This window comes from Dactylosporangium sp. CA-139114, assembly GCF_050955725.1.
In the GTDB taxonomy this organism is placed as follows: domain Bacteria; phylum Actinomycetota; class Actinomycetes; order Mycobacteriales; family Micromonosporaceae; genus Dactylosporangium.
Map to the genome: position 1 here is coordinate 2,249,752 of NZ_CP192080.1, position 13,772 is coordinate 2,263,523.

Consider the following 13,772-nt stretch of genomic DNA (forward strand, 5'->3'; position numbering starts at 1 on the left):
CAGCAGCTAGACGATGGGCCCCGCGAGCGGGTCCTCGGCCGTGTCGACCGGGATCTCCGCCGCCGCGGCCCGGGCCGCCTGCGCCCCGCGCGCCGAACGCTCCTCGTCGGTGATCGGGAAGTGGCAGGCGACCGTCTGGCCCGGCAGCAGCTCGCGCAGCGGCGGCTCCTCCTGGGCGCACAGGTCCTGCGCCTTCCAGCACCGGGTGCGGAAGCGGCAGCCGGACGGCGGGTCGATCGGGCTCGGCACGTCGCCGGTGAGCAGGATCCGCTCCCGCTGCGCCTTGTCCCGCCGCGACGGGTCGGGCACCGGCACGGCGGAGAGCAGGGCGAACGTGTACGGGTGCAGCGGGTTGACGTAGAGCCCGTCGCGCCCGCCGACCTCGACGACCTTGCCCAGGTACATCACCGCGACGCGGTCCGAGATGTGCCGGACGACGGACAGGTCGTGGGCGATGAAGACGTACGTCAGGTTGAACTCGCGCTGCAGGTCGTCGAGCAGGTTCACGACCTGCGCCTGGATCGACACGTCCAGGGCCGAGACGGGCTCGTCGGCGATGATCAGCTTCGGCTGGAGCGCGAGCGCCCGGGCGATGCCGATGCGCTGGCGCTGGCCGCCCGAGAACTCGTGCGGGTAGCGGTTGTAGTGCTCGGGGTTGAGGCCGACGAGCTCCAGCAGCCGCTGGACCTCGCGCTTCTGCCCGTGCGCGGTCTTGATGTTCTGCACCTGCAGCGGCGCCCCGACGATCGAGCCGACCGTGTGGCGCGGGTTCAGCGACGAGTACGGGTCCTGGAAGATCATCTGGACCTCGCGCCGCAGCGGCCGCATCTTCCCCACGCCGTAGTGGGAGATGTCCTGCCCCTCCAGCAGCACCTGGCCGCCGGTCGGCTCCAGCAGCCGGGTCATGAGCCGGCCGGTGGTGGACTTGCCGCAGCCGGACTCGCCGACCAGGCCGAGCGTCTCGCCGGTCTTGACGGCCAGGTCGATGCCGTCGACCGCGCGGACCGCGCCGACCTTTCGCTTGATGAACGCGCCCCGCATGATCGGGAAGTGCTTCTCCAGGCCGCGCACCTCGAGGAGGTTCTCGCCGTCGCGCTGAGGCGCCGCCGCCGGCTGGGGTTGGGTCGTCGTCGACACTGTCGTGCTCCTCAGAGGTTCGGGGCGATGTCCGACTTGAAGATGGCCAGCCGCTCCGCGGGCGGGATGTGGCAGGCGACGCCGTGCTCGGGCGTGCCCTCCGCCAGGGTCGGCTCGACCGTCTTGCAAGGGATGCCGTTGCGCTCCACGTAGGGGCAGCGCGGGTGGAAGGAGCAGCCGCTCGGGAGGTTGATCAGCGACGGCGGGCTGCCCTTGATCGGCACCAGCCGGTCGCGCACCTCCCGGTCGACGCGGGGCATCGACGAGAGCAGGCCCCAGGCGTACGGGTGCTCGGGGCGGCGGAAGATGGTCTCCGCGGTCGCGTGCTCGACGCACTTGCCGCCGTACATCACCAGGATGTCGTCGGCCACCTCGGCCACCACGCCCAGGTCGTGCGTGATGATGATGACCGCCGAGTTGAACTCCGCCTGCAGGTCGCGGATGAGGTCCAGGATCTGCGCCTGGACCGTCACGTCGAGCGCCGTGGTGGGCTCGTCGGCGATGAGCAGCTGCGGGTTGTTCACCAGCGACATGGCGATCATGGCGCGCTGGCGCATGCCGCCGGAGAACTGGTGCGGGTAGTCGTCCACGCGCCGCTGGGGCTGCGGGATGCCGACCCGGTCGAGCATCTCGATCGCGCGCTTGCGGGCGTCGTTCTTGCTGACGTTGTTGTGCACCCGGTACGCCTCGACGATCTGGGCGCCGACCGTGTAGTACGGGTGCATCGCGGTCAGCGGGTCCTGGAAGATCATCGACATCTTGGCGCCGCGCAGCAGGCGGACCCGCTCGGGCGAGGCGCCGATGAGCTCCTCGCCGTCGAGCCAGACCTCGCCCGAGATCTTCGCGGAGCCGCGCCGGTGCAGGCCCAGGATGCCCAGGCTCGTCACGCTCTTGCCGGAGCCGGACTCGCCCACGATGCCGAGGGTCTCGCCGCGCTCGAGCTGGAACGTCAGGCCGTCGACGGCCTTGACCACGCCGTCGTCGGTCTTGAAGTGGATCCGCAGGTCCCGCACGTCGAGGAACGACGCTGCGGTGCCTGAGCCGGGTCCGGACGGGCTCGGCGTGCCGTCGGTGAGCAGGCTGCTGGACATGCTCACTCCTTTCCTGGGGTGCCGTGAAGCGTGGACCGGGACGGGGAACGGGTCACGACAGCCGCACCCGGGGGTCGATCACGGCGTAGAGCACGTCGACGACCAGGTTGGCCATGACGATGAAGAACGAGGCGAAGAGGGTCGCGCCGAGGATGATCGGCAGGTCCTTCTGGGTCACCGCGTCGACGCTGAGCTTGCCGATGCCGGGCAGGGAGAACACCCGCTCGGTGAGGATCGCGCCGCCGAGCAGCGTGCCGAGGTCGAGGCCGAAGATCGTCACGATCGGCGTGAGCACCGCGCGCATGGCGTGCTTGCCGATCACGACCCGCTCCTTCAGACCCTTGGCCCGGGCGGTGCGGATGTAGTCCTCGCCGAGGGTCTCGAGCATCTGCGCCCGCGTCAGCCGCGCGTAGGTGGCGGCGAACAGCAGGGCGAGGCTCACCCAGGCGAGGAAGAGCTTGTTGGCCCAGCCCCACGGGTCGTCGACGAAGTTGATGTACTCGCCGCCGCGGAAGATCTTCCACTGGTGGACGAACAGCGACTGGAAGACGAGACCGGTGAAGTAGACCGGGAGGGAGACGCCGGCGAGCGCGATGATCATCACGGCCCGGTCGGCGAGTTTGCCGCGTTTCAGCGCGGATATGACGCCGCCGGCGACGCCGCCGAAGAGCCAGAGGATCGCGGCGCCGATGGCGAGGGAGATGGTGACCGGGAGACGGTCCAGCAGCAGGGGCCAGACCTCGCGGTCGGTGCGGAACGAGTACCCGAAGCAGGGGGCCGAGCAGTGCGTGACCGTGGGACCGCTGTTGTAGTCGCGGCCGACCACGAGACCCTTCACGAACCGGCCGTACTGGATGTAGATCGGCTGGTCCAGGCCGAGCTTGATCCGCGTCAGCTCGACGTCGCGCGGGGTCGCCGACTTACCGACGTACATCTCAGCGGGATCGGCGTGCGCCGCCTTCGGGATCAGGAAGAAGATCGCGAAGGTGACCATGGAGACGGCCACGATGAGCAGTGCCGCGGTGACCAGGCGGCGCAGGATGTAGTTGATCACGTGTGCGGCCTGACGCCGGCCGGATCGACGGTGTTCCCGTCTCACCGGCCGGCGCCGTGGCCCTCACCTGCCTTCTGTACTCGTGAAGGGCGGGTTACCGGCTGTTCAGGCTTGCTGCTTCGGTGCCAGGGCTACTGCGACCCGAGGGTCAGCTGACGCCCAGGCTGCCGAAGTCGTACATGCCGTAGTACTCCGTCACGAACACGTTCGTGACGCGGGGGTTGCGGTAGTTGAGCGCCTTGTCGTAGACGAACGGCACCATGACCGCGGCGTCCATGACCTTGTGGTTGATGGTCGTCCAGATGGCCGCGGCCTTGGCCGGGTCCTTCTCCGCCTTCGCCTGGTCGATCAGTTTGTTGATCTCCGGGTCGTTGAGCTCGGCGTAGTTGTTGTTCCCGGACGGCAGGATGTTGCGGCCGTCGACCAGCACGGACAGGAAGCCGTACGCGGTCGGGAAGTCGGCACCCCAGCCGGCCATCATGAGGCCGTAGCCCTTGGCCGCGACGTTGGACGGCGCGCCGATGGTCGAGCGGAAGTACAGCGACGGCTCGGTCGGGTCGAGGCGAGCGTTGATGCCCACGTTCTTCAGCGCCGCCTGCAGCGCCTCGGCCGTCTTGGGCTCCTTGCCGGCGTTACGAGTCGCGATCACGGTGTCGAAGCCGTTCGGCTTGCCACACGCCGCGAGCTCTTCCTTGGCCTTGTCGATCTGCGGCTTGCCGGACTTGGTGTTGTACGGGTCGTAGTCGTCGTGACCCGCGATGTTCGGCGGCAGCATGTTGTAGGCGACGTCACCACCGGCGTCGGCGCCACCACGAGCGGTCTGCATCGTGATCTTGTCGGTCGCGTACTGCACGGCCTTGCGGCAGTGGATGTTGTCGAACGGCGCGACCTTGGTGCTGATCGAGAAGTAGCGGATGAAGCCCGTGTTCGGGGTGTCCGCGTTCTTCTTCTTCTCCGGGTCGAGCAGGATCTTCGGCTGAGCACCCTGCTGGACACCGGTCTGCGCGGTGTCGATGTCGATCTCACCGCTCAGCAGCTGGTTGTCGATCTCCTCGACCGCCGTGCCGATGGTCATCTCGATCTGGTCCGGCAGCGCGGCGCGCACCGTGTCGGTCTTCGGGTCCCACTGGTCGTTGCGGACCCAGACGGCCTTCTTGCCCTGGTCGTACGACTGGAACTTGTACGGGCCGGAGGAGACGGGCTTCTCACCGTACTTGTCGCCGGTGTCCTTCGCCTGCGGGATCGGGCTGGCGTCGGGCGCGGCGAGCAGGTAGATGAAGTCCGACAGCGGCTCGGCCAGCTTGAAGACGATCGTGCTGTCGTCCGGCGTCTCGACGGACTTCAGACCCAGCTTGTTCGGGTCGGTGTCCTTGTACGGGCCGGGGTACTTCTGGCCCTGGTCGAGCACGTCGACCAGGTAGGTCGGGCCGCCGGACAGCACGTCCTGCGCGAAGATGCGCTCGATGCCGTACTTGAAGTCCTTCGAGGTGATCGGCGAGCCGTCCTCGAACTTGATGCCCGACTTGAGCTTGAAGGTGTAGGTCTTGCCGTCGGCCGAGATCTCCGGCATGGCCTGCGCCAGGTCGGGAACCAGCTTGAGGCCGTCCTCACCGGGCTTCGCCTCGTTGGTGACGAGGGTGCGGACGTAGTAGCCCTTCATCAGGTTCCACACGTACGCGTAGTAGGCCCGCGCCGGGTCCCACGAGTCCGGGTCGGACTGGTTGACGAGCTTGAGCGTGCCGCCCTTCTTGGTGGACGGGTTCACGATGCCCTTGGTGGCGGCGTTGAAGCCGGACACACCCGAGCCGCCGCTCTCACCGGTCTTGGGCGTGTCGCCGCCGCCACCGCAGGCGGACAACGCCAGGGCGATGGTGACCGAACCGGCCACCAGAGCCCCTGTCCTCATTCTCACTGGGTTTCCCTCCTTGTTTGGCGCGACCCGCCGAGGGACGGGCCGTCCGAGCTGTGCTGCTGTGCGAGTGAAGCCGGGTGTGCACACAGGGTTCGACCGGACCGGCTGAGCCATCGGCTCAGCCGCATGCCGGACGAGGTGGTGCGAGGTGTGCGTGACGGCCGAAGGCCACCGGTGGCCCGAGGGGCTACCGGTTGGCCTTCGGGTCCAGGGCGTCACGCAGGCCGTCGCCGAACAGGTTGAAGGCGAGGACCATGAGGAAGATCGCGAAGCCGGGCACGAACATGTACATCGGGTCGTACTCGTAGTACTGCACGGCGTCGGAGAGCAGCCGGCCCCACGAGGGGGTGGGCGGCAGCACGCCGACACCGAGGAACGACAGCGCGGCCTCGAAGAGGATGTTCGTGGGGATGATCAGCGTCGCGTAGACGAGGATCGGTGCGGTCAGGTTCGGCAGCAGCTCCCGGAAGAGGATGCGGGGCGAGCCCGCTCCGATGCTGCGTGCCGCCTCGACGAACTCGCGTTCCCGCAGGGAGAGAGTCTGGCCGCGGACGATGCGCCCGATGTACGGCCAGCTGAAGAACGCGATGACCGAGATGACCACGCCGACCCGCCAGCCGGTGCTGGCCGGCACGACGGAGATCAGGGCGATCGAGAACAGCAGGTACGGGAAGGCCAGGATCAGGTCCATCAGCCGGCTGATGATGCTGTCGACCACGCCGCCGAAGTAGCCGGAGACGACGCCGAGCACCACGCCGATGGCGACCGCGACGATCGTGGCGGACAGCGCCACGAGCAGCGAGACCTGGGCGCCGTAGATGATCTGCGAGAACAGGTCGCGGCCGCTGACGGGCTGGACGCCGAGCAGGAAGTCCTTGCTGACGCCGCCCCAGGTTCCCACGGGCGGGATGCCGCCCAGCGATGGGTCGATCAGTTCTTGGTGGAACTCGTTGACCGGATGCCCGAACGCCTTGTTGATCAAGGGGGCGAACACCGCGACCAGCACCAGGAAAATGATGAACCCGCCTCCAGTGAGCGCGATCTTGTCGCGCTTGAGCCGGGTCCACGCAATCTGACTGAGCGAGCGGCCTTCGATGGCCTTCGCGGGAACACCGGCAGGCGTGGCGGTCGCCTCTTCGACCGTCGGCACCTGCTCGTCGCTCTTCGACGTGACGGGTCCCATAGTCATGGGCGTGGTGCCCCTCTCCCCGGCCGTCTGCCCGCCTGCAAGCCGCCAGCGATGACCGTCGCACCGTGCAGCGAGCATGCGTCGGCCAGACCGGGGCCCGTGGCAGTCAGCAGCCGATCGGCTGTGTCTTCGTGGACTCCTGGTGCCCTATCCGCAGGTTCGGTCCACGGGCAGAGCGTGCACGAAGCCGACGTGGTGTTGTCGCCTTCGTTGGACGAACCCTGTCTCCCGTTCGGCCGATCGTCAAGGGTCACCCCCTGTCCTGTAACCAAGTCCACGCCGCGCCGTGATGAGGGCGTGATCCAAGCACAGCGACTTTTGGATCATACACCCCCTAAACGGGCGATTTACCGGCGAATCGTAACGGTGTGATCACGCAACGTGCCGGAAACATGGCGTCAAGAACGGCGAGAACGGGCTATCCAGGACGATCGTTGATCGTTTCACACTTAACAGTACGGTCCGGACGGCGTCCATGGTGACACAGCGTACTCAAATATCGAAATCGATCACGACGGGAGCGTGGTCAGAGGGCCCTTTGCCCTTGCGGGCCTCCCGGTCGATGTAGGCACCCTTGACCGCACCCGCGATCGTTGCGCTGGCGCAGACCAGGTCGATGCGCATGCCCTTGTCCTGGTGGAACATCCCCGCCCGGTAGTCCCAGTACGTGAAGGGGTTGGAGCCCTTCATCGGCTTCGGGACGATGTCGGTCAGCCCGGTGTCCAGCAGCGCGGCGACCGCGTCCCGCTCGGGCTTCGTGACGTGCGTGGAGCCGGCGAAGGCCGCGATGTCGAAGACGTCGGAGTCGCGCGGGGCCACGTTGAAGTCGCCGCAGACGGCGACCGGGCCGCCGGCGGCGAGGTCCGCGGCCACCGTCCGGCGCAGGGCGGCCAGCCAGTTCAGCTTGTACCCGTAGTGCGCCGACTCCGGCGTGCGCCCGTTGGGCACGTAGACCGACCAGACCCGCACCCCGCCGCAGACGGCCGAGACGGCGCGGGCCTCGATGCGCGGCTCCTCGAACAGGGGCTCCTCGCCGCCGGGCTCGCCGCTCCAGCCCGGGGCGTCGGCGAAGCCGCGGCGCACGTCGTCCAGCCCGGCCCGCGACAGCAGCGCGACGCCGTTCCAGCGGCCCTCGCCGTGGTGGACGGTGTCGTAGCCGAGCGCCTTGACCTCGTCGGCCGGGAACGCGTCCGTGGCCAGCTTCGTCTCCTGCAGGCAGAGCACGTCGGGCCCGGCCAGCTCCAGCCACTCGAGCAGGCGGGGCAGCCGGGCCTTGACGGAGTTGACGTTCCAGGTGGCGAGCCTCACCGCAGCAGCATGACACGTCCGCAGCGGATCCCCGGCCGCCTTTCAGGCTGATTCCCGCTTCACCAGTTCCGTAGGCAGGAGCAGAACGGGTTCGATCGTCTCGCCACCGGCCATCCGCAGCACCTGGCGGGCCGCCATCCGGCCGAGGTCGGTGATCGGCTGGCGCACGGTGGTCAGCGGCGGCTCGGTGTCGCGGGCGAAGTCCATGTCGTCGAAGCCGACCACGGCCACGTCGTCGGGGACCCGGCGCCCGGCCTGCCGCAGCGCGCGCAGCGCTCCTTCGGCCATCGCGTCGGAGGCGGCGAAGACGGCGTCGAGCTGCGGGTCGTCGCCGAGCAGCTGGCTCATCGCGAGGGCGCCGGACTGCCGGGTGAAGTCGCCGACGGCCACCAGCGAGCGCCGGCCGCTGTCCTGCATCGCCGCGCGGTAGCCCTTGAGCCGGTCGATGCCGGCGCTCATGTCCTGCGGCCCGGCGATCGTGGCGACCCGCCGGCGCCCGGTGTCGAGCAGGTGGCGCACCGCGGCCCGGGCCGCGTCCTCGTTGTCCACGTCGACGTAGGGCACGGACGACTGGATCAGCAGCCGCCCGTTGCACACCACCGGCACCCCGGCCCGGCTCAGCCGCTCCGGCAGCGGGTCGGCGCCGTGCATGGAGAAGATGATGGCCCCGTCGACGTGCCCGCCGGTGCAGTAGCGCTCCACGCGGTCGTGGCTCGGCCCGCTGGGCCCGACCATCATGAGCACGAGCTGCTTGTCCACGGCCTCGAGCTCGAGGCTGACCCCGCGGATGATGCTGGAGAAGAAGGGGTCGTCGGAGAAGACCCGGCTCGCGGTCTCCGAGGCGACGAGCGCGATCGAGTCGGTCCGCTGGGTGACGAGGCTGCGGGCCGCCTGGTTGGGCACGTAGCCCAGCGCCTCGACCGCGCTGAGCACCTTGTCGCGGATGTGCGGCGCGACGGACGTCGACCCGTTGACCACGCGCGAGGCGGTCGCGCGTGACACCCCGGCGCGCTGCGCGACGTTTTCGAGCGTGGGCCGGTCCCGCCCCGACATCACCATTGTGGCGTCCCCCATATCTGTTCTGCCGGACCATCATGACTGAAGCTCAGCAATGTGTAGCGCACAAACAATGACGGGCGATGGAGCATGTCGCTCCATCGCCCGTCGCACCCTCACACCGGTTACACCCTGATCACGATTCGCCGGGACACGATACGCCGGTCACCCAAGCCGTCGTATCGGCCGGAGAGCGCTCTCAAGACTGGAATCAGACTGGCCCATGACTAGCCCAATGTCAATCACGGAATCGGTTGAGAGCGCTCTCTGGAATATGTTGTGGGAAACGCCAAATCCCCTTATGCCGCCTGGCGCCGCCGGCAGGCCTCGAGATGGGCGGCGATCACCGCGGCCGTGGACGAGCGCACGCAGGCGTCGGCGCCGGCCTCCAGCACGTCGACCACGGCCTGGTGGTCGCTGTAGGGGCTCAGCACGGCCACGATCGACGCCGACGGATGGCGCAGGCAGGCGGCGGTGACGGAGCGGGGGCCGGGGTCGTCGAGCACCACGATGTCGGGCTCCCGGCATCCGGCCGGCATCTCGGCTCGCCGGGTCACCACCCAGCCCTGGGGCAGATGCCGGTCCAGCTCCGAAAGGCGGTGGGCCGGGGCGATGAGGAGCACGTCGATGCGGGCCTGGCCGAGCGATGCGGAGGCGCGCGGGGGGAGAGTCAGGATCGTCATGTCTCATGTATCGCGTGCCGAGCTGGTATGCCCCTCGGTTCCACCTGCGAGAATCCTGGAAGCCGTACCGGCCGTGGGGAGGACCCGTGATCGTCTGGCTCAACGGCCCGTCGGGCGTCGGCAAGGCCACCGTGACCGCCGAGCTGTGCCGCCGCGAGCCGCGGGCCAGGGCCTTCGACGCCGAGCGCATCGGCTGGGTGCTGCGGCACACCGCCGGGCTGGTCCGGCCCGCGGTGCGCCACGGCGACTACCGTGACCTGCCGGCCTGGCGCGCGGCCACCGTCGTCGCCGCGGCCCGCCAGGCCCGCGGCGCCGACCCGCTGCTCGTGCCCCTGACCATGCTGCGCCGCGGGCACCTCGAGGAGATCCTGGGCGCGCTGCGCGACCGGGGCCACGAGGTGCGCCACGTGCTGCTGGACGTCTCGGCGCCGGCCCTGGTCGAGCGGGTCGAGGCCGACGACGGCGCGGGCTCGGGCGGGTGGCGGCTGGAGGATCTGGGCAGGTACCTGACCGCCCGCCGCGACCTGTACTCCCTCGGCGAGGTCGTGGACACCGACGACCTGCTCGCCGGCGAGGTCGCCGACGAGGTGCAGGAGCTCATCCAGAAATTCCGGCAGCCGGACACGCATTGACCCGGCGGGCGCCGGTGCGCGAGTCTGGGCGCCATGCTCTCGTGGGGGCGCTTGCGGCGATCGGCGCCGGACCTCGCCGCGGCCGGTCGCGCGCTGCTCTACCGCAGCGGCGTCGGCCTGGCCTACCTGGGCACCGTGCGCGCCGACGGCGGCCCGCGGGTGCACCCGATCAGTCCCCTGCTGGTCGAGGACGGGCTGTTCACCCTGCTCATGGTCTCGCCGAAGCTCGAGGACCTGCTGCGCGACAGCCGTTTCGCGCTGCACACGTTCCCCATGGACCCCGGTGAGGAGGCGTTCTACGTCACCGGCCGGGCCGTGTTCCCGCGCGAGCCGGCCCTGCGCCGCTCGGTGGCGGCCGCGTTCGTCGCCGAGCGGGCCCTGGCCGCGCCGCCGCCCGGCTTCAGCCAGCAGGTGCTCGTCGAGCTGCTCGTGAGCACGTGCGTGCTGAGCCGGGCGGGGCAGTACGTGACCTGGGCGGCCGCCGAGGTGCCCGCGCACGAGCTCCCCGGCGGCTGCCACCGCGCGGCCGTCTAGCTCTTGTAGACCTCGAACTCCCAGAGCGAGTAGCCGTAGCCGGTGCTGCGGGCGACCCCGCTCATGCGCACGTACCGGGCGCTGACCGGCGCGAACGTCACGTTGTCGATCCCGCCGTTGCCCGCGTCGACCGTCGCCGCGGTCGTCCACGTGCTGGTGTTCGTGGAGACCTCGATGCGGTACCGCGACCCGTACGCCGCCTCCCAGCGCAGGATCACCCGCCGGACCGGCTGGGCCGAGCCGAGATCCACGGTGATCGACTGGTTGTCGCTCCACCCGCTGGCCCACCGGCTGGTCGGGTTGCCGTCGACCGCGGCCCCGGCCGAGTAGCCCAGCTGCGTGCTGCTGGCGCTCACGCCACGGCCCAGCGCCAGGTTGGTGAGGTCGTCGCCGCGCTTGGCCGGGAACGAGACCACCTGCTGGTACGTCGGCCGGTTCTGCCACGAGATCTTGTCGTGCGTGATCCCGCCGAGCGGCGACTGGATGATCGTGTCCGCGCACCACTGATCGCCGGCCGAGCAGTTGGCGTCGCCCGGGTAGGTGGTCGTCGCGGGCTCGGTCGCCGCCGTGGCGAGGGTCGTGGCCAGCACCTGCCGGCACGCGGCCAGGTTCCCGCCGCCGCAGTAGGTCTTGCCGAGGCCGCTGCGCACCGGGTCGCCGAGGACCGACCGGAGGTCCTTGTCGAGGTAGCCCCACCACCCGTACTGGAACGAGGACCCCTTGTGCCCCTGGGTCTGGTTCAGCGAGCCCGCGTTCGTCGGCCCGGTGGCCCCGGACGGCGACTCGTCGATCTGCAGCGCCCGGGTGAGCGCCCCGTACACGTCGTCGCCGAGCCCGGGCCGGAAGGTGCCGTCGACGAGCTTGGGCCACCAGGCGTCGAACGTGCGGATGGCGGCCGCGTGCTGATACACGTGCGACCCCGGCGACGTCTCGACCCGCCTGGCCCCGGCCGCCAGCCAGGCGCGCAGCGCCGTCACGTTCGGGTCGGTGCCGGTCCCGGACGGGTCGAGGACGCGCAGCAGCTCGGGCAGCAGCTGCTCCGCGCGCAGGTCGGTGACGGCGGCGTCCTCGACGATGCGCACCACGCCGGCCCGGTCGACCTTCCGGCCGCCGCTCAGCGCCGCTCTGACCCGCTGGTCGAGCAGATCCGCGCGCTGCACGGCACCGAAACTGAAGTTTCCGTCGGCCGCCGAGAAGTCCTTACTTTGCTTGTTATTCCAAGAGACGAAATAATCCTGCCCCGTCGACTGCGGATGCTGGTTCACCGCAATGTAGTCGGCCGTATTCGTATCCGCATTCCATCCGGACCATTCATAGGCCGGCTCCGCCTTCGCCGGCAGGTTCGGGTTGGTGCCCGTCTTGCGCACCGGGTCGGCGCCGGAGTTGAAGTACGCGGTGTCGGTCGCGTTCACGTAGAACCAGTTGAACGCGTAGCCGACGTCGGAGGCCGAGGCGATGAACTGCGCCGGCGAGCCCATCGCGGCCGGGTCGTTGAACGCCTGGAAGCCGATGGCCGAGTCGGCCTCGTGCCGGTACGTCGAGCGCAGCTGGGTGAAGGCCACGGGCTGCCCGCCGACCGTCCCGCGCCACGCGACCAGGCCGTACTTCGTGCGGTACGTGATGAGCTGGTAGGACCCGGCCGCCGTGCCGTCCGCGACCGTCGGCGTCCAGGCGTTGGTCTGGGTCAGCGCCTCCATCGGCGTGCACGTGCCGTGGAAGAGGTACGCCGTCGACGCGGTGGTGGCGGGGGAGCCGTTGGTGTTGCACAGCGGGACCGCGTAGGTGTCGGTGATGTCCTGCTCCGCCGAGGTGGCGCTCCACGCGTAGTCCTGGCCGCGGCCGAGCAGCACGTAGAGGTTGAGCCCGGCGAAGGCGACCCCGTGCGCGCTGATCCCCGGGCCCTGCAGCTCCTGCAGCATGAGCAGCTGCGGGGAGAAGTACCCGGTCTGCGGCCCGAACACCGCGATCGGATGTCCGGTGGCCGAGTGGGCCGCGTCCACGACGACGGCGTTGGACATGCCCCGCCTGGTCGCGGAGCCCGGCGCCAGGCCGGCGGTCGTCGTGGCCGAGCCGGTCGGGTTGAACACCACCGGCTGGGCGGTCACGCTGCCCGCGTCCGGCAGCGCGACGCTCGCGGCGTCGGGGTCGGCCGCGCCGTAGGGGAACGACTGCCCGTTGTGCAGCGTGAGCACGGTCTCGTCGTCGTTCTGCTCGCGGAACGCGGCCCAGAGCCGGTCGCCCTCGGCGGCGCCGTAGCGGGCGCGGGCGGTGACGCGCACGAGCGCCGACTCCACCTCGCCGCCCCCGCCGCCGCCGAAGAGGCCGCCGACCACGCCGGCGATGGCGATCAGGTCGGTCATCTGGAACGGCTCCGGCCCGCCCGCGTTGGTGATCGCGTCGAGGTGGCCGGTGAGCACGTACTCCCCGGGGCAGTTGCGCCCCGCCATGCACGCGGCGATGTAGGCGTTGATCCCCGCGACGTAGCTCTGCACGTCGTCGTAGAGCTGCGCCCCGCGGGGGCCCTTGGTCCGCAGCGCCGCGACCTGGGCCTGCAGGTCGGCCTCGGTGTACGGGGCCTGCCGCCAGATGCTCTGCTCCAGCTCCCGGTTGCCCGGCGCGCCGCCCGCGAACGGGGTCAGCTTGCCGCGGCCGACCCGGCGCAGCAGGTCCATCACGAAGAGCCGGTCCTCGGCCCCGGCGTACCCGGCGCCGAACATGGTCCCGGCCCGGGTCGTGCCGGTCACGTGCGGCACGCCGAGGGCCTTGTCGCGCACGATCGTCACGTCGGAGCGGGGGCTGTAGCTGCGCTCGACCTGCCCGGCCGGCACCCCGAACGAGGCGTCGTCGTAGAAGTTCGAGATCTGCTCGTCGGTGAGGCCCGTGTAGGCCGAGACGAGGTTCGCGTAGGGGCCGAGCTGGTCGGCCGAGTGCGCCGGGCGGAAGCCCAGGGCCTTGTGGGCCAGGATGTCGGCGAGCGTGGCGTTGCCGTTCTGGCCCGGGGGCAGGATGTCGTTGCACTGGCCGAGGCAGTAGTCGTTGGGGGCGAGGACGGCGGCCTCGGCCGGGGCGGCGGCGAGGGCGGGGGCGACGAGCACCGCGGAGGCGAGCAGTAACGCCGCCAGGGTGCGTTTGCGGACAGGCAGGGACATGGCGGATCCCTTCCGGAAAGCGTCAAC

General features: G+C 70.1%; 11 protein-coding genes. 2 read left to right on the plus strand and 9 right to left on the minus strand.

Annotated features, from left to right (window positions below):
• Positions 1-6: 6 nt before the first annotated feature.
• The 8 genes from ACQP2P_RS10100 to ACQP2P_RS10135 all read right to left on the minus strand — a co-directional run bounded on the left by ACQP2P_RS10100 (position 7) and on the right by ACQP2P_RS10135 (position 9,430).
• Positions 7-1,041 carry an ABC transporter ATP-binding protein gene (locus tag ACQP2P_RS10100; protein ID WP_433619084.1) on the minus strand — a complete coding sequence of 345 codons (1,035 nt, stop codon included), beginning with the start codon at positions 1,039-1,041 and terminating at the stop codon, positions 7-9.
• A 107-nt stretch (positions 1,042-1,148) separates the two neighbouring features.
• Positions 1,149-2,228, minus strand: a complete 1,080-nt coding sequence (locus ACQP2P_RS10105; RefSeq protein ID WP_433614944.1) for an ABC transporter ATP-binding protein — start codon at positions 2,226-2,228, stop codon at positions 1,149-1,151.
• Between the two features lie 52 nt (positions 2,229-2,280).
• Entirely contained in the window at positions 2,281-3,282 is a 1,002-nt protein-coding gene (locus tag ACQP2P_RS10110) for an ABC transporter permease (protein WP_433614946.1), read from the minus strand.
• Between the two features lie 148 nt (positions 3,283-3,430).
• Positions 3,431-5,188, minus strand: coding sequence for an ABC transporter substrate-binding protein (locus ACQP2P_RS10115; protein ID WP_433619086.1), 1,758 nt, complete (start codon positions 5,186-5,188; stop codon positions 3,431-3,433).
• A 193-nt stretch (positions 5,189-5,381) separates the two neighbouring features.
• A complete protein-coding gene (locus ACQP2P_RS10120; RefSeq protein WP_433614948.1) occupies positions 5,382-6,383 on the minus strand; it encodes an ABC transporter permease in 1,002 nt (333 codons plus the stop codon).
• Between the two features lie 492 nt (positions 6,384-6,875).
• Entirely contained in the window at positions 6,876-7,691 is an 816-nt protein-coding gene (locus ACQP2P_RS10125; RefSeq protein WP_433614949.1) for an exodeoxyribonuclease III, read from the minus strand.
• A 42-nt stretch (positions 7,692-7,733) separates the two neighbouring features.
• Positions 7,734-8,744: a LacI family DNA-binding transcriptional regulator gene (locus ACQP2P_RS10130; protein ID WP_350622959.1), complete on the minus strand. Its 1,011-nt coding sequence runs from the start codon at positions 8,742-8,744 to the stop codon at positions 7,734-7,736.
• A 302-nt stretch (positions 8,745-9,046) separates the two neighbouring features.
• Positions 9,047-9,430, minus strand: a complete 384-nt coding sequence (locus tag ACQP2P_RS10135; protein WP_433614951.1) for a hypothetical protein — start codon at positions 9,428-9,430, stop codon at positions 9,047-9,049.
• A gap of 86 nt (positions 9,431-9,516) precedes the next feature.
• Here ACQP2P_RS10135 and ACQP2P_RS10140 point away from each other — a divergent pair, with 86 nt between their 5' ends.
• A complete protein-coding gene (locus ACQP2P_RS10140; protein ID WP_433614953.1) occupies positions 9,517-10,062 on the plus strand; it encodes an AAA family ATPase in 546 nt (181 codons plus the stop codon).
• A 51-nt stretch (positions 10,063-10,113) separates the two neighbouring features.
• Positions 10,114-10,596 carry a pyridoxamine 5'-phosphate oxidase family protein gene (locus ACQP2P_RS10145; protein WP_433614955.1) on the plus strand — a complete coding sequence of 161 codons (483 nt, stop codon included), beginning with the start codon at positions 10,114-10,116 and terminating at the stop codon, positions 10,594-10,596.
• Here ACQP2P_RS10145 and ACQP2P_RS10150 read toward each other — a convergent pair.
• A complete protein-coding gene (locus tag ACQP2P_RS10150; protein ID WP_433614957.1) occupies positions 10,593-13,745 on the minus strand; it encodes a penicillin acylase family protein in 3,153 nt (1,050 codons plus the stop codon). The genes ACQP2P_RS10145 and ACQP2P_RS10150 overlap by 4 nt on opposite strands.
• Positions 13,746-13,772 lie beyond the last annotated feature (27 nt).